The sequence below is a fragment of the Paenibacillus solani genome, from assembly GCF_050475945.1.
GTDB lineage: Bacteria > Bacillota > Bacilli > Paenibacillales > Paenibacillaceae > Paenibacillus_AQ > Paenibacillus_AQ solani_A.
Genome location: NZ_JBCMXJ010000007.1, coordinates 56,112 through 72,196 on the forward strand (window position 1 = coordinate 56,112; position 16,085 = coordinate 72,196).

Below are 16,085 nucleotides of genomic sequence, written 5' to 3' on the forward strand. Positions count from 1 at the left end.
CTCAAGTATAGGAATGGAATATGAACAGAGCATGAACTAGAGCAGCGGTATTAGATGATTGGCAGGATCACCGTAAAGGTGGCGCCCATGCCCGGCTCACTCGTCACATCGATGCGTCCGCCATGCAGCTCTACAATCTTCAGTGTGATGGATAAGCCTAGTCCGCTGCTGCCCTCGGAGCGGTCCCTAGCCTCATCTACACGATAGAAGCGATTGAAGATATGGGGCAGATGCTCTTGCGGAATCCCGATGCCGGTATCCGAAACTTCAATACGGCAATGTTTGTTTTGCTCGGTGATACGCAGTGAGATGACGCCTTCTGCAGGTGTGTATTTAATGCTGTTGGTGATGAGGTTTGTCCATACCTGATGCAGCAGCCGTTGATCACCATAGATATAGGTGGAGGGCAGTGACATATCGATCGTGAGGTCCTTGCTGCGCCAGCTCCATTCGGTATGGAATAATACCTGCTTGATTTGCTCGGCAACGTCGAAGGTGGTCTTCTCCAGAATGTTCTCTTCCTTATCAAGGGATGCCAGCATAAGCAGCTGTTTGCTGAGCTGGGACATCCGGCGGCTCTCGGCCTCAATGATAGATAAGTAATGCTGCTGCTGCTCCTCGGACAAGTGCTTGGTTTGCAGGGTCTGCGAGAAGCCTTGAATCGAGGCAAGCGGCGACTGGATCTCATGCGATACATTGGACACAAACTCCTGGCGCATCTGCTCAAGCTGTGCCAGGCTTTTGGCCATTTGGGAGAAACGATCCGCGAGCTGCCCCAGCTCATCGCGCCGCGACACATTCAGCTCGATATTGTATTGGCCCTGTGCAACACTCTGGGTAGCCTCGGTTAACTTCACGATCGGTTTCACAATAAAGCGCGTAATGACACCGACAAGCAGAATGCTCAGCAGGATAGCAATCACCATGATAATGGAGAAGAAGATGCGCATTTCCCCGAACTGAACAGTGATATCGGGCCTGATGAAGAGCGCATGCGGAGTGCCGCCAACCTGCAGTGGAATACCGATGGAGTTGCTTAACACATTGTCGAAAAAACCGGTAATGAACAGCCCCGACGGGAACGCGGCGATCCCATGGTAGACGCTGCCGCCCAGCACCTGCTGGACCGTTTCGGAGGGGAGATCCTGCTTACGGAAAATGCCCCCATAAAGCCACTCCTTCCCTTGGTCGTTCACCAGATAGAATTGATAGCCGAGCTGCCCGAGATGATGGAGGTATTCATGAATATTGATCTCAGGGTGGCTGTCATAAAAATTCCCGATGTCCTTGGCCATCGCGGATACTTTTTGATCATTGAAAGGCTTGAGATTGAATTGATAGTAGAGATTTGACAGGACAAAAGCAATAAAGCTGCTAATCACCATGATGGCAATCGTTGTGAGGACGATTCGTGAATAGAGGGTTTTCACTGCGGTCCCGCCTCCAGTTTATACCCCACTCCACGGACGGTGCGGATGTGAAAATCTCCAGTGCGGTCAGCGAAACGCTCCCGCAGTCGTTTAATATGAACGTCCACAGTCCGATCATCTCCGTCAAAGTCGGTACCCCAGATGAGCTCAATCAATTCTTCACGTGAGAAAGTTCGGTCGGGATAGCTTGCAAGCTGGGAGAGCAGCTCGAATTCCTTCATCGGCAGCATCAGGACTTTGCCGTGTCCCTGGATTTCATAGCTTTTGCGGTCGATGATGGTTTCGTTTAGATGGATCTTATCGGCGCTCACCATCTGATATCTCCGCAGCAGCGCCTTGATCCGAAACAGCAGCTCCCTTGGTTCAAAAGGTTTGGTCAAGTAGTCATCGGTGCCTACCGCAAAGCCCCGTTCCTTATCCACGAGCTGATCCTTGGCCGTCAGCAGGATGACGGGGAAATCATAATAACGGCGAATTTCTTCACAAAGCTGATAACCGTCCTTATTCGGCATCATCACATCCACGACAGCCAGGTGAATCTGTTCCTTCGTCAAGCGGGCAGAAGCTTCCTCTCCGTCGGCAGCTGTGTACACCGTATAGCCTTCAGATTGAAGATGGTATTGCAGTAATTCCCGAATATGCGGATCATCATCGGCGATTAATATATGAATCATGAGTGGAATGAACCTCCTTCATAAGCAGTCCCAATGACTATATATGTATCATATATCTCCCTCTCTGGTCGATTGCGGACGTCATAGCCTGGAAGTATTGTGGCCTAAAACCGGGAGAATCATGAACTATATCAATGCAACCATGAAAAAATATAGAATCAGCGATTGAAGTGATAGAGTACGGTCAATACTGGAAGAAGGAAGCAATTATGATCTTGTATATGAGACATAGATATGTGATAGGAGGAGAGTTGGAAGTGAATTGGATGAAATGGCTGCTGAAAGTCAGCCTGACCACGCTCCTGGTGAGCACGCTTACGATAGTGACGACAGGCTTCGTAGTGAACGCTTATATTCAATCGGTGCTGTCCAGTTTTAATATTCAGTTGGAGACGGAGTCCATGGGTGTGGGTGGCATGATGAAGGCGATGCTGGGGATCGGCTCCGGTTCAAAGCAGGATAGTGTAAATGCCGCCAAGGAAAGCGGTCAGACAGAAAATAAGGGGTCTACTGCCAAAGATTCGATATCGGGCGCAGGGAAGGACGCTAATGCTGGCCAAACCGAGGATGATGAGCCGAGTACGAAACCATCAGAAACGACGGTTGAGTCACCAGAGAACGAGACACCAGATAATTCATTGCCTGTGATGAGCATGAATACGACTGAGTCCGGAAACTCCTCCCTGGAAGACCAAGAGATTGTGATGACCCCAGGGGATATCGTGGATCGGAAAGGTAGTTTGTCTACAGAGGACAAGGAAGAGATTTTTACGATCCTGATGAATAAGCTGCCCCAATCTGAAATGCAGAAAATATCCGAAGCGATGGAAGATGGGCTAACTGCGGCGGAGCTTGAAGAAATCGAGCAGGGCATCTCCAAATATTTGAATCCTGAAGAATTCGATAAACTGATCTCCATGCTTAAAGATTAAGGCAACGATGGGGGCGAGGGCCCATTCTGTCACGATATTGTCAATGGCTTGTCAGAACAGTGCATTGGAAAAAACAAGGAAACCCGCGTCCGGCGCGGGTTTTTGATCGTTTTCGCAAACTTGAAATGATTGTTATGGCTATGTTAAAGTAGACAAAGATCGAAAAGGTTAAAATTTTGAAACCTTTTGACGAATGATTTCGCAAGTGAAAACTAGTTAGCTTTACTATATAAATTTTTACATAGGATAAGGCTTTAAAGGAGAGGGACATGAAAGGTTTTAACGGAAAACGGTGGATAGAGCGTCTGAAAAGCAAGCCAACAGTCAAGCATTCCACCTCGGATAACACCACCAATCGCGAATCCTCGGAGCCGATGCATCCAGAACAATCGAGATGGGCATCACCCCGCCGGTGGATTTGGTTGTCGGCCGGAGCAATTCTCATTGCAGGATCGATTTATACAGGCAGTAAAGCTTATGTGAATGCGAATACGATTCCATTTTATCAAGTATATGTAGATGGGAAAGCGATCGGCGCTATCCAGGATGATGCCCAGCTTGACCAGCTTCTCACAGCGAAACAGAAGGAATATCAGAAGAAATATCCGGATGTGCTCATGGTGCTTCATACGGAAGGGATTACAACCAAGGCTGAACGCTCCTTTAAGCCGGAAGTGAACAGCGAGGAGACATTGGATAAGCTGGACGGCATGCTTAAGGCCTATGCCCGTGGCGTGGAGCTGAAGGTGAACGGCGAGACGGTGGCGATCATGAAGGATCAGCAGTCAGCCAAGGCTGCCGTAGAAGCAGCGAAATTAAAATTTGCTCCCACTGCTGCCCAGAAGGATAAAACGCAGAAGGCGGCGCTGACGAAGACATCCGCATCGGCATCTAAGAAGAAGAGCGATAACGAAAGCGGGCTTAAGTCCGTAGCTATCAAAGAGGACATCTCGCTGGCCAACACTAAGGCGGACCCCAACAAGGTGTTGAATGTGGATGAAGCAGTGAAGGTGCTAACGGGTACAAAGGAGAAGCCGGTCGTATACACAGTGAAAGAGGGAGACACTATCTCCTCGATCGCACAGCATTATGACATGAAGTCGGCTGATGTGATGGCGCTCAATCCCGAGTTGAAGGAGAAATACGTTCAAATCGGGGCCGAGCTGCAGGTGACGAAGCCGGAAGCACCGCTGACGGTAAGAACGGTAGAGACGGTATCGGAGAAACAGCCGAGCAAACCGGAGACGATCGTCCGCAAGAGCAGCGAGCTTCCGCTCGGCAAGCGAAAGGTTGTACGTCCCGGACGGGATGGCGTCAAAACGGTGGATTATATTGTAACGAAGGAAAATGGGAAGGTTGTTTCCAAGCAATGGACAGGTCAGCAGGTGGTTCAGGAAGCTCTGCCGGAGGTTGTGTACAAAGGCACCAAGGTAGCGCCTAAGAAAAAGGCTGTCGCCAAAGTGACGACCAAGAAGTCCGACGGCACCATGTTCGCATGGCCAGTCAGCAGCCCGCGCATTACAAGTCCATACGGTCATCGCTGGGGAAGAACCCATGAGGGAATCGATATGGTTGGCGGAAGCTCCATTAAGGCAGCTGCCTCTGGAAGAGTTGTCTTTGCAGGCCGGCAGAACGGTTACGGCAATGTCGTGATTGTCGATCATGGCAATGGCTACCGTACCTTGTATGGACATATGAGCAAGATTTCCGTTCGTAACGGACAGTCGGTTGGACAAGGCTCCCAGCTGGGTGTCATGGGTAGTACAGGCCGTTCCACCGGAACGCATCTACATTTTGAAGTGCAAAAAAATGGAGTTGCCAAAAATCCGATGAAATATCTGTAGTTCTGTGTTATACTAGGAAAACCAATGCGACATAAGCCATTATTGGTTCATATATCATAATTGTGAAGATGGCCGCTCCTTTACGGGGCGGCCATCTTTGCGTTTTGGCAAACGGTCTTGGGTGAGACTCTCTCTCATCCCCTTGTAGGACAAGCTGCATGAAGTGAGAGTATAGTCTTCTAAGCTGTTGGGGATGAAGGGAACAGAAAATACGTTACTTTTTGAAGAGATAAACTAGAAGATTCACCAGCGATAGCATCACGATTGCTATAAACATGTAAAAGGAGACGGCATCGCCACCTATTCCCAATTCATCCGAAAGTATGCCTATTTGATAGGTCAGATAAGCGGATACGGCGACACTACTAGATGTGACGACTCCTATAGTAAAACCATTGATCAAGAGCTGACGATTCTTCTGGATCATTAGGATTAACAACGAGATGATCAGAATCATAATGAACAGAATATAGATAGGCCTGAAGTTAAGGAAGACATCTGTGCTTTCCATCCCAAATATAACCTCCTTGATATCATTAGGTATGCTCCCATCTCATTTGCATGGAAATCGGATAGATTCGGCTTGTGAACAACAGGATTGAAGAAACTCTATATAAAGTCAATAATTTCCATGGTAGGGCACAGTCCTAACCATACCATGCACTTGTTATTTCAACAATTCAATTACAAAGCATCCCAAGAGGAAGGTTTGTCCATTCACCATCCAATATGTTATTCAATCAATAGGATTTTGACAGAGTAAGGCTTCCTTAAATAGGGATGTGAAATAGGGGGTGCGGGTTCAGGAACGGTTGGTGTTTAGTGACAGCAGGTGTGGTAAAATGAGAGGAAGACCGTTTAAGTGTGAGTTCAAAGAGGGGCTTTTTGAACATCCTCTTTAAGTGAAGGTATGAGGTGAACAGGAAGATGCAGGGGACCATTCTGGTGGTGGATGATGAACAGCCCATCGCCGATATTTTAAAGTTTAACTTGGAAAAAGAGGGCTATGAGGTCATCTGTGCATTTGACGGCATCAGCGCCGTGGACATTGCGCTCACGCAGCGGCCGGATTTAATGCTGCTTGATTTGATGCTGCCCGGCAAAGACGGAATGGATGTGTGCCGCGAGGTTCGAGCAGCTAACCTGCAAATCCCGATCATCATGCTGACGGCAAAAGACGGGGAGATTGACAAGGTGCTCGGACTTGAGCTTGGCGCGGATGATTACGTAACGAAGCCGTTCAGCACAAGAGAAATATTGGCTCGCGTGAAGGCGCATCTGCGCCGTCAGCAGAAGCCGGATAGCCCGGCAGATAACATAGGCGGCGCAAGTGCAGACGGACAAGGCCTACGGCTGTTTGAGCTGTTTATCGATACGGATATGTACATGGTGTACAAGAGCGGGGAAGCACTGGATTTAACGCACCGCGAATATGAATTGGTCTATTATTTGGCCCGTAATGCCGGCAAAGTGATGACGCGAGAGCATCTGCTTCAGGCCGTGTGGGGTTTTGAATATTTTGGCGATGTGCGGACCGTGGATGTTACCATCCGCCGCCTTCGCGAGAAGATTGAAGAGAATCCGAGCAAGCCGGAATATATCCTGACTCGGCGCGGCCTAGGGTACCTGATGCGCAGCGCTAAAAACGGAGGCCTGTAATGAAGTGGCTGTCCTTCTTCCGCACGATCCAGGCGAAGGTCATCATTATTTATGTCCTTCTCATTCTGATCGCGATGCAGCTGATCGGGGTGTATTTTGTGAGTGCGATGAAGAACTCGCTGACCAGCAACTTCACGAAGGACTTGCAGGAGCGCGCCGAGCTGATGTCGGTGCTGGCAGCCAAGACCCTTGGTGGAGAGAATGATTCGGAAGAGGATTCGATCGACAGCCTGCGTATTATGGTGAACAATCTGTTCAATCTGAACGGAGCTGAGATTCAGGTGCTGAATTCCACGGGGCAGGTTCTGACTACTTCGCTGCCTTCCCATGCGGACTACGTGAACACCAAGAATACACAGACGGTTGTCAGCCGGGCCTTGCAGGGAATACAGGATAATGAAGAATACATTATTGATGATGATAATATCCGTAAAAAAGTGGTGGCCAAGCCTGTCATGTATAACGGGAAAATCGTTGGTGCCATCTACATTGTAGCCAGCATGAGCGAGCTGTACAGCACGATGCAGCGGATCAACAATATTTTTATCTCGGGCATTCTGCTCGCACTCGGCTTGACTGCGGTGCTAGGCGTGATTCTGTCGCATACGATCACCCACCCGATCAAGGAGCTGACGAAGCATGCCCGGGCCGTCGCGGACGGCAAGTTCACCGAGTCGACGCCAGTCTTCGGCAGCGATGAAATCGGCCAGCTCAGCCAGGCGTTCAATTATATGACCAGCCGTTTGCGCGAAGCCCTCTCCCAGAACGAAGAAGAGAAGGAGAAACTCGCCTCGATTCTGACGAATATGAGTGACGGGGTCATCGCAACCGATGAATCGGGTAGAGTCATCCTGATGAATCGGCGCGCCAGTGAGATGCTGGGCGTAGAGGGTGAAGATCTGGCGGGGTATGGCATAGGCTCCTTGCTGGGGCTTGGGGAATCCGAATTGGAAGCTCTGGCTCGTGGTGAAGGCCATGACTCCAAGCTGCTGGAAATTATCCCGCGGGAGGACGGCGATCCGTTCATGATGCGCGTGACGTTTACTCCCATACATCGGCGCGAGATCGGCATTACAGGTACGATTGCCGTGCTGCAGGACGTTACCGAACAGGAGAAGCTGGAAGCCTCCCGGCGGGAATTCGTAGCGAATGTATCGCATGAGCTGCGTACACCGCTGACAACAATCAAGAGCTACACGGAAGCGCTGGAAGACGGGGCTCTGGAAGATAAGCAGATGGGGCCGCGATTTGTCGGCGTCATACAGAACGAGACGGGCCGGATGATCCGTCTTGTTACAGATCTGCTCCATCTATCACGTCTTGACTCCAAGGAGGCAGCGCTCCATAAGGAAAGAACAGACATTGTGGAGATGCTGGAGGATGTAGAAGACCGTTTCTCTTTCCAAATGAAGCAGAAGCATATTCGTACGATTATTGAGGTAAGGCCGGGCGTGTCGACAGCTATGCTGGACCGGGACGGCATCGATCAGGTTCTGGATAACCTGATATCCAATGCGCTGAAATATACGCCGGACGGGGGCACCATCACCTTGGATGCAAGCGTTACGGAAGATGGCATGCTGTCCTTATCGGTGAAAGATACCGGGATCGGTATACCGAAGAAGGATCTGGATCGGATCTTTGAGCGCTTCTACCGGGTTGATAAGGCCCGAACACGTAATTTAGGCGGGACCGGTCTCGGTCTGTCCATTGCCCGGGAAATTGTCAGGGCACACGGAGGCTTTATTACGCTGCAATCCGAGCTGGAGAAAGGGACCACCGTAGCCTTTACGATACCCCTGGATGATGAGGGGAGGGCTTTGACGTGAAGGAGCGCATGAAAACGATACTGCTGGTCGTGCTAGTCGTTGGCAGTTTGCTGCAGAGTTATGTTTTGATCTTCCGTTTTCCGGGCAGTGATTCGGTTGTCCAATCGAAGAACGCGTATATTCGAACCGAAAAGATGGGCCCGGAGGAGAAACCCGAGAATTTGCTCTTTCCTGATAAGATGATCATTCATTTAGGTGAAGACCAGCATACGGTCTTCTATCCCAATGACACCTTCTACAATCTCGTATTTAACCGGCTTAAAGGCCGGACGTTTGATCATTTTCAACGGCGGATGGTCAGCAACATCGATTGGACCAAGGTTCGGTCGGAAAACCGGGGCATTGAGCTCAGCTTTGATTCGGGAATTCCGGTTACCTTGCTGCAAAAGATCATGCAGATCGTGCCGGATCCCCTGTTTGAAGGGGAAAGCATCAACAAGATGTGGCTGTACAGCGTCGAGGGCGAGGGCAAAATCCATGTCATGTTCTTCAGTACGGAGGGTGATGTCGTTTATGAAGCGGCACAGGCCGATTTGACCGTGCAGGACGTAGATCAACTGGTAGATTTCGGGTTAAGCTGGACGCCGTATAAGATGGTGGATGGCCGATATTATATCCCGGTGAAAGAGCTGAGCCTGCTCAGCGTTGAGCTGCCGATTGGCGAATATACGGTGGAACAAATGCAGCGGAGCTTGTTTTCTGACCCTAGCCTCACCCGTAACATCCGGGAAAAAGACGGATCCGAAATTTATACGGACAGCAAGCGGAGTCTGCAGGTGGATCAGGGGCAACAATGGATCAGCTATACCGACCCAGCTGCACCGCCATCGAACGAGAACAGCCCTGGCAAGGATGTGCTGGCCGCTATCGATTTTGTGAACCAGCATGGAGGCTGGAACGGCATGTACAGGCTGTGGAAGGCAGGTAAATCCGAGGATCGGACCCTGGTCAAGTTCCAGCAGTACTATGGCGGGTTCCCGATTCTTAACACACCGGGCTTCCATTATGGCATGATGGAATTGGACCTGCAGCAAGGAACGGTAACGTCCTATGAGCGCTCATTGCTATACCTAGAATCAGGGACCATCCAAAAACAGATGGCAAAGCTGTCAGGAGGCGAGACTTTGGAGACGAAGCTGATGCCATATATTAAGAATAATTCAGTTGCTGACCTGGATCCTGCGTATTTGCCAGTGCTAACGGATGATGGTTTAAGACTGAAGCCTGTGTGGGCCATTGAACTTCGGAACGGAACTGTCGTAACCATCGAATAAGAAGCGGACCACCGTTCGCAAAAAATAGTAAAGGAGGAAAAATCGTGGATTGGGGCCGTGCCAAAAATGTACTGATATACGCGTTTTTGCTGCTGAATCTGGTGCTGGGCTATCAGCTGTGGATGGATTACCGAGAGCAGGTCGGCTCCAATCTCGATGTTACCTCGCTTTCTGAGAGTACGCAGCAGCTGATGGAGGAGAATGGGATACAAGTGTTAAGTCCTATTCCCACGGATACACCGCAGCTGCCCAAAATCAATTATATTTACAGCGCTGAGGCTCAGGGAGAGCCAGTTAGTTTAGAGCAGCCTGTCGACACGAAGCTGGTCTATTCGGATATGAAAGAATTTAGGGCGGCGCTGGAGGGCAAGATCACAGACTTGGGTAACTATCGCCATGATGAGCCATCGGACAAGGAGAATATCTTTATTTTCCGGCCGCTCGTGCAGAAGGAATGGCCAATGTTTAATGTACAGCTGGAGTTTATTCATGAATCTCAGAAAATTCATGCGTTTCGTGCCCCTGTGTTCGAGATTCTGCAGAGCAGCGATATGGAGGAACAGAAGGTTCTGCCCGCATCGAAGGCTTTGGAAACACTTATTGAACGTAACTTTATTCCGCCGGATTCGGCGGTGCGCGATATTCAGCTTGGCTACTATGGGCAATTATTTAATACGGAGGATCAGTTGGCAGCACCAACCTGGCGGTTTACACTGGATCATGGCGAGATGATCTATGTGCAGGGCATTAGCGGGGATGTGCTTACGCCAAAAAGCGATACAACAAAGGAGTAACAAGACTATGGGGATATCATTTTCCGTGCTGTCGAGCGGCTCAACGGGCAATGCAACCATTGTCCGCAATGAGGATACGACACTGCTGATTGATGCGGGACTGAGTGCGCGTCGCATTGATGAACTGCTGAAAGAACGCGAAATGATGGGGGAAGAAATCGACGGTATTCTGGTCACACATGAGCATTCTGACCATATTCGGGGACTTGGCGCCGTAGCGCGCAAATACAATCTGCCGATATACGCGAATGAGAAGACATGGGAAGCGATGAGCAAATCGCTGGGAAAGATTGCGGAGGAGAACCGAATTGTGCTGGAGAGTCATGAAGTCAAGGATTTCGGCACGCTGCGTGTAGAGCCGTTTGAAATCTCTCACGATGCGGCAGCACCGGTCGGTTATTGCTTCTATGATGGTGACGAGAAGCTGGGCGTAGCTACAGACCTGGGCTATGTGAGCGATAAAGTGAAGAAAGCGTTGGAAGGATCCGATGTGCTGGTGCTCGAAGCCAATCATGATATCGAGATGCTCCGAATGGGGCGGTATCCTTGGAATACCAAACGCCGGATTCTCGGCGACATGGGGCATTTGTCCAATAACTCGGCAGGCGATGCATTAAGCGAGCTGCTGACAGGAGATACCAAGCGGACTTATCTTGCGCATCTCAGCCTCGATCATAACATGATGGATCTGGCGAAAATGACTGTCCGCGATACGATGGAGGACCGCGGCTGCTTCTTCAAGGATAGTGAGTTCAAATTATGCGATACGTATTATAACCGTCCGACGCCTTGGGATAAGGTGGGAGAATAGATTAGCCATCATATACGAGTCTATCTTAATAGAACAGCCCCGTAATCATGGATCTATGATTATGGGGCTATTATGCCGTCTTTTGGCAACACCGGGAAGCCTCGAGAGCTGAGTTGTTTGAAGGCTTAACGCTTGCTGAGACTCTCTTGCGCCATACGAACCATCTCCCGGACCATGGAACCGCCGATCGCGCCGCCGACTTTACCAGCCTGTTCGGTGGTGAGGTCGCTGTTGTCGCCTGGCTTCAAGGGTACCCCGAGAGTTCGGGCTACCTCGTATTTGAGGTCCTCTTGTCTCTGCGGGTCGACTTGATAGCCTTCGTTACGCATAACTTTTGTCATAAATTGCTGCATCTCGGGACTGCGGTGCCGCCTTGATCTTCTTGCCATATCGATCACCCTCCTTGCAGTTTGGTTTCCCCTACATAACATTCCCTGCGGGTAAACCGCAAATGTATGGATAACCTGACCAACTAAACAATACCAGGGGAAGAGAAATAGGAATGATCAGCGGTCGCGCTTCAGGTGCTGATAGGACGATAGGCGTGCGCATTGCTCCCTGTGCGTACAATGCTCGGTTTGGGCACGCTTGGAATGGCTGTCGGCCACAGTAATAGATGTTGGACAGCACTTGCACTCTTGAACTGACGATAGTCCTTTGAACCTCAGTTAATTCAGAGGCTGGGGTGTTTGCGGAAGGTCATCGGAGTAACCCCCATTTCCCGCTTGAATACGGCGCAGAATTGGGAGTCTTTGGCGAATCCCGATTCACTAGCCACCTGTGAAATGGTCATTTCTGTATGCAGCAGCAGGGACTTGGCATGATCCAGCCGTTTGCGCAGCAAATAATGCTGGGGAGAGACGCCGGTTGTTTCCTTAAACAAATGGCGGAAGCGCTCATAACTGTATCCGGACATGCTGGCTAACGTTTCGCCGGCTATTTTTTGCTGAAAATGCTCGTCCATATAATTGATAGCGTATTTAAGCCGTCCTTCATCAGGCTGGAGATGCTTGTTCAGCCCAACCAGGCGCTGGATTTGCGTGGTCAATTCGCTTACAAGCAGATTGAGCATTTCGTAATATCCCTCCTGCTGGGAGGTAAACTCATATTCCATGCGAAGAATCAACTGCTGAATGGTATGCTTATCGTCATCTTCAATGACTCTGTTAATATTGCGGATGGCCTCTTCCTGTTCGCAGAGAAAGCCGATGAAGAGCAGCTCCGAATCGGAGGTATGCTTCTCATCGTGTAGGGTATGCGGAGAAACAAGGGCAAACGTATGCGGTTTGAAGGTGAAATTGGTCGTACCGATCCGCGTATTTCCGCTTCCGCCGAAATAATAAACAAGTTCATAGCATTTATGCTGATGAAGATGAATGTAGGTGTCTTTTGGATGGTGAGTATGAAAAAGAAACAGCAATCGGTCCATTGTTCCCTCCTTGTGGCTAACATTAGCCGATTATTATAAAAAGATGACCGAAAACGGGTAATATCCCGTCCATATTATTGGTATTATCCTATCAGTTAGTTCCTATTATGACAATTCACAAGGCGTGTCAGCTTAAGCATGAGGATACGTCTCTATATGTATTGTCGGAATTTTTTGTGATTTTCGTTACTTGCTTCAGCTTAGGGACCAACACAAAAGAGAAAAACGGGGGATTCAGCTTATCATGGTATTTTCTAAAAAGAGAAGCTTTACAATGTTAGCGGCCTTACTCATGGTGTCACTATTGCTCTCCGCATGTTCCGGGTCTAAGGCGGACAACAGCACCGCCGGTGGAGCGGATAAGGCTTCAAGTTCGAAGACTTTGACGATTATGGCAGAAACCAGTTCCCATGCCGACGCATTCAAGAGCATCATTCCTGACTTCGAGGAAAAGTACGGCGTGAAAGTAAATGTTGTGGAAATGCCTTATGACCAGTATCAGCAACATCTTAAATTAAAATTTATCTCGGATCAGGCCGAGTTCGATCTGGCTTATGTACCGATCGGCTGGGTACCTGAATTTCAGCTTGCTAACTATATCACTCCGATTGCCACAGAGCAGGCTAAGCTGGACGAGCTCGAGCTGGATGACTTTCCAGGGATCGACAATGCCTATTTCGGAGAGGACAAGCAGCTCTATTTCCTTCCTTATATGAATGAAACGCACGGTATTCTGTACCGGACCGATCTGTTTGAGGATGCGGCTGAGAAGAAAGCGTTCCAGAACAAGTACGGTTATGAACTGCAGCCACCACAAACGATGCAGCAGTATAAGGACATTGCAGCGTTCTTTACCCGTCCGGATGACAATCTGTATGGCGTGACCTTGATGGGCGAGAACAGCATTTTGTCCGGTTTTGGGTTCTACAACCGTCTGTTTAACTATGGCGGAGACTTATATGATAACAATTATAAGCAGCAATTCAACAATGAAGCAGGTGTGAATGCGCTGAATGACTTCAAGGAGTTGTTCCAGTATGCGTCTCCTGCTGCTAAACAATATGGTTGGTCCGATGCTTCCTCCGAGTTCCTGCAAGGGCGCAGTGCGATGGCGGAAATGGCTACCACAGTTGCTCAAATGGCACAGGATCCGAACCAGTCCACCATTGTCGGCAAAGTCGGATTTACGGCTATTCCAGCAAATGACGCGAATACGAGCGACATTAAGCGGTTCTATCTGCCATATGGCTTTGTCATGACGAAGAATTCCGACAATCAGGAAGCTGCATTCCAATGGCTGGAGTTTGCAACTAGCCAGGAGATGATGGAGAAGGCAGCGCCAGTAGGAAACATTCCTGCCCGTACTTCGGCACTTACTGGAAAACTGGCTTCCGAATACAGCTTCTATAAGCCGCATGCAGACATCATGAATTCATTCCGTCTGGAGACACTGCCGCTCATTCCGGAAGGATCGACAATTACAGGCGAAATTCTGCCGAATGCTGTCGTGAAATATCTGTTTGGCGAGCGTTCCGCTGAGGATGCTCTGAAAGAAGCGGCAACCGAATTTAATGAATTGATGAAATCGCGAGGATATTAAGATCTTACATGTATGACAGCAGCTTGCTGCGATGAGGAAAGGAAGGGGCACCCTTCCTTTTCTCTATATTCTCTAACATAAGGGCGGTTAATGAACAATGCCATCTCAACCACGTGAAAGACTATGGTTCGTTTTGCCGGGCGTTCTGATCATCGTTCTGGTTCTGCTGATTCCGATATTGGCAGCACTGGGACTCAGTTTCTTCTCTTACCCGCTGCAGCGACCGGATCTGGGCATCCATTTCATTGGACTCGATAATTTCAAAAGACTTCTGGCGGACACCACATTCATGAATTCGCTATGGAGAAGCGTTCAGTTTACGGTGGGCGCCGTTGCTGCCGAAATGATCGTGGGCACCGTGCTTGCCTTATTGCTGAAGAGTCATGTGTGGGGGAAGTCATTTTTCAAAGTTGCTTTTATGGTTCCGATGATGATGGTTCCCGTCGTCGTCGGGGTAGCATGGAGATTGTTCCTGCTGCCGGATTTTACACCGTTAGGTCCGATATTTCAATTTTTACATATACCATTTGATACCTCGAAGCTGCTAACCGATCCGGGCTGGGCGATGTTCTCGGTCATTCTGGCGGATGTGTGGCAGTGGAGTCCGTTTGTCATGATTATGATGCTCGCGAACCTTCAAGGGATTCCGGACGATGTGTACGAGGCTGCTCAGATGGATGGGGCTTCCAGATGGAAGACCTTCTGGACGATGACCTTGCCTTTGGTTGCTCCGGCCCTGCTGTCTGTAGCAGTGCTGCGGGCAATGGATGCTGTACGGACCTTCGATTTGGTCTATATTCTGACGAGCGGCGGACCGGGTACGGCAACTGAGCTGGTGTCTGTATACAATTATAAAATCGCGTTTAGCCGTTATGACATGGGCTATGCTTCGGCAGTCTCCACCGCGGTGATGATCGTGCTGGCCGTGGTTATATTCAGTGCGCTCTATATGCTTAGCCGGGGAGGGAAGAAGCGATGAACAGCCGAAAACTGAAGGGCCATTTGTTTACGGGATTTAAAACAGGGATACTTCTACTGTTTTTCATTTTCTTCATGCTGCCGATCGTATGGGTGGCACTAACATCAATTAAACGCCCGGTTGAGCAAATGGCCATTCCGCCGATCTGGTTTCCCGAGCAGCCGGTCTTTGATAGTTACCTGACACTGTTTAAGAACCCGGATTTCACGACAAGCCTGGTAAACAGCCTGCTGATATCTGGTCTGGCTACGCTGATCACCATCGTCATTGGGGCCATTGCAGCCTATTCGATCGAACGCTTCCGTACCGGAGGCAGTATGCTGCCGAATCTGCTCCTCATGACGCGGATGATTCCGCCTGTGGTCGTGATTGTGCCAATCTTCCTGCTGGCTTACCGCGTAAATCTGCTGGATACGTATGTTCTGCTTATCATTACCTATTCTGCGCTGAATATGGCGCTAATTATATGGCTGCTCCGTTCCTTCTTCGCCCAGCTTCCTGTGGAGATGGAGGAGGCGGCGATGATAGATGGCTGTTCCCGCATCGGGTTATTCTTCCGCATCGTGCTGCCGGTGGTCATGCCGGGCATTGCGGCAGCAGGGCTGATCTGTTTCATCTTCTGCTGGAATGAGTTCCTGTTTGCAGTGACGCTGACAGGATCCCATACGAAGACGATGCCGGTTCTAACCAGTACCTTCGTGAGCGAGCGCGGCCTGGACCGGGGGTTAATGTCAGCTAGCGGTTTGGTATCCAGCTTGCCTGTAATTGTTTTGACGATTGTGTTCCAGCGCTATCTGGTGAGCGGACTCACCCAGGGAAGCGTGAAGTAA

General features: G+C 49.7%; 15 protein-coding genes. 10 read left to right on the forward strand and 5 right to left on the reverse strand.

Annotation, left to right across the window (positions count from 1 at the left end; genetic code table 11):
• Nucleotides 1–50 precede the first annotated feature (50 nt).
• Nucleotides 51–1,430 (reverse strand): sensor histidine kinase, encoded by a 1,380-nt coding sequence (locus ABEQ74_RS08440; protein WP_430121404.1) that lies wholly within the window; start codon nucleotides 1,428–1,430, stop codon nucleotides 51–53.
• Nucleotides 1,427–2,104 (reverse strand): response regulator transcription factor, encoded by a 678-nt coding sequence (locus ABEQ74_RS08445; protein ID WP_430121406.1) that lies wholly within the window; start codon nucleotides 2,102–2,104, stop codon nucleotides 1,427–1,429. The genes ABEQ74_RS08440 and ABEQ74_RS08445 overlap by 4 nt, the downstream gene beginning before the upstream one ends.
• A 257-nt stretch (nucleotides 2,105–2,361) precedes the next feature.
• On the opposite strand from ABEQ74_RS08445, the gene ABEQ74_RS08450 reads away from it, so the two are divergent.
• Together ABEQ74_RS08450 and ABEQ74_RS08455 are read left to right on the forward strand one after the other, a co-directional pair.
• Complete coding sequence (locus ABEQ74_RS08450) at nucleotides 2,362–3,036, forward strand: hypothetical protein (protein ID WP_430121408.1); 675 nt, start codon at nucleotides 2,362–2,364, stop codon at nucleotides 3,034–3,036.
• Between the two features lie 269 nt (nucleotides 3,037–3,305).
• Complete coding sequence (locus ABEQ74_RS08455; protein ID WP_430121410.1) at nucleotides 3,306–4,880, forward strand: peptidoglycan DD-metalloendopeptidase family protein; 1,575 nt, start codon at nucleotides 3,306–3,308, stop codon at nucleotides 4,878–4,880.
• A gap of 214 nt (nucleotides 4,881–5,094) precedes the next feature.
• Here the strand turns inward: ABEQ74_RS08455 and ABEQ74_RS08460 are convergent, their stop codons facing one another.
• Nucleotides 5,095–5,391: a hypothetical protein gene (locus ABEQ74_RS08460; protein ID WP_430121412.1), complete on the reverse strand. Its 297-nt coding sequence runs from the start codon at nucleotides 5,389–5,391 to the stop codon at nucleotides 5,095–5,097.
• A gap of 416 nt (nucleotides 5,392–5,807) precedes the next feature.
• On the opposite strand from ABEQ74_RS08460, the gene yycF reads away from it, so the two are divergent.
• From yycF to ABEQ74_RS08485, 5 genes are read left to right on the forward strand one after another with little or no spacing between them, the layout of a single operon-like run.
• Entirely contained in the window at nucleotides 5,808–6,539 is a 732-nt protein-coding gene (gene yycF / locus ABEQ74_RS08465; RefSeq protein ID WP_430121414.1) for a response regulator YycF, read from the forward strand.
• Nucleotides 6,539–8,368 carry a cell wall metabolism sensor histidine kinase WalK gene (gene walK, locus ABEQ74_RS08470; protein ID WP_430121416.1) on the forward strand — a complete coding sequence of 610 codons (1,830 nt, stop codon included), beginning with the start codon at nucleotides 6,539–6,541 and terminating at the stop codon, nucleotides 8,366–8,368. Before yycF ends, walK begins: the two co-directional genes overlap by 1 nt.
• On the forward strand, nucleotides 8,365–9,642 hold the full coding sequence (locus ABEQ74_RS08475) for a YycH family regulatory protein (RefSeq protein WP_430121418.1): 1,278 nt from the start codon (nucleotides 8,365–8,367) through the stop codon (nucleotides 9,640–9,642). Before walK ends, ABEQ74_RS08475 begins: the two co-directional genes overlap by 4 nt.
• 44 nt (nucleotides 9,643–9,686) lie before the next feature.
• Nucleotides 9,687–10,436: a two-component system regulatory protein YycI gene (gene yycI / locus ABEQ74_RS08480; protein WP_430121420.1), complete on the forward strand. Its 750-nt coding sequence runs from the start codon at nucleotides 9,687–9,689 to the stop codon at nucleotides 10,434–10,436.
• Nucleotides 10,437–10,443: 7 nt separating this feature from the next.
• Nucleotides 10,444–11,247, forward strand: coding sequence for an MBL fold metallo-hydrolase (locus ABEQ74_RS08485; RefSeq protein WP_430121422.1), 804 nt, complete (start codon nucleotides 10,444–10,446; stop codon nucleotides 11,245–11,247).
• A 125-nt stretch (nucleotides 11,248–11,372) separates the two neighbouring features.
• On the opposite strand, the gene ABEQ74_RS08490 is transcribed toward ABEQ74_RS08485, so the two are convergent.
• Both ABEQ74_RS08490 and ABEQ74_RS08495 read right to left on the reverse strand, forming a co-directional pair.
• The gene (locus tag ABEQ74_RS08490) at nucleotides 11,373–11,636 is read right to left on the reverse strand and encodes an alpha/beta-type small acid-soluble spore protein (protein ID WP_430121424.1); all 264 of its coding nucleotides are present in this window, start codon (nucleotides 11,634–11,636) and stop codon (nucleotides 11,373–11,375) included.
• Nucleotides 11,637–11,920: 284 nt separating this feature from the next.
• The gene (locus ABEQ74_RS08495; RefSeq protein WP_430121426.1) at nucleotides 11,921–12,676 is read right to left on the reverse strand and encodes a helix-turn-helix domain-containing protein; all 756 of its coding nucleotides are present in this window, start codon (nucleotides 12,674–12,676) and stop codon (nucleotides 11,921–11,923) included.
• Between the two features lie 274 nt (nucleotides 12,677–12,950).
• Between ABEQ74_RS08495 and ABEQ74_RS08500 the strand changes: the two genes are divergently transcribed.
• The 3 genes from ABEQ74_RS08500 to ABEQ74_RS08510 all read left to right on the forward strand — a co-directional run bounded on the left by ABEQ74_RS08500 (nucleotide 12,951) and on the right by ABEQ74_RS08510 (nucleotide 16,085).
• Entirely contained in the window at nucleotides 12,951–14,276 is a 1,326-nt protein-coding gene (locus ABEQ74_RS08500; protein WP_430121428.1) for an ABC transporter substrate-binding protein, read from the forward strand.
• Nucleotides 14,277–14,373: 97 nt separating this feature from the next.
• Nucleotides 14,374–15,255 carry a carbohydrate ABC transporter permease gene (locus ABEQ74_RS08505; protein WP_430121430.1) on the forward strand — a complete coding sequence of 294 codons (882 nt, stop codon included), beginning with the start codon at nucleotides 14,374–14,376 and terminating at the stop codon, nucleotides 15,253–15,255.
• Nucleotides 15,252–16,085 (forward strand): carbohydrate ABC transporter permease, encoded by an 834-nt coding sequence (locus ABEQ74_RS08510; RefSeq protein WP_430121432.1) that lies wholly within the window; start codon nucleotides 15,252–15,254, stop codon nucleotides 16,083–16,085. Before ABEQ74_RS08505 ends, ABEQ74_RS08510 begins: the two co-directional genes overlap by 4 nt.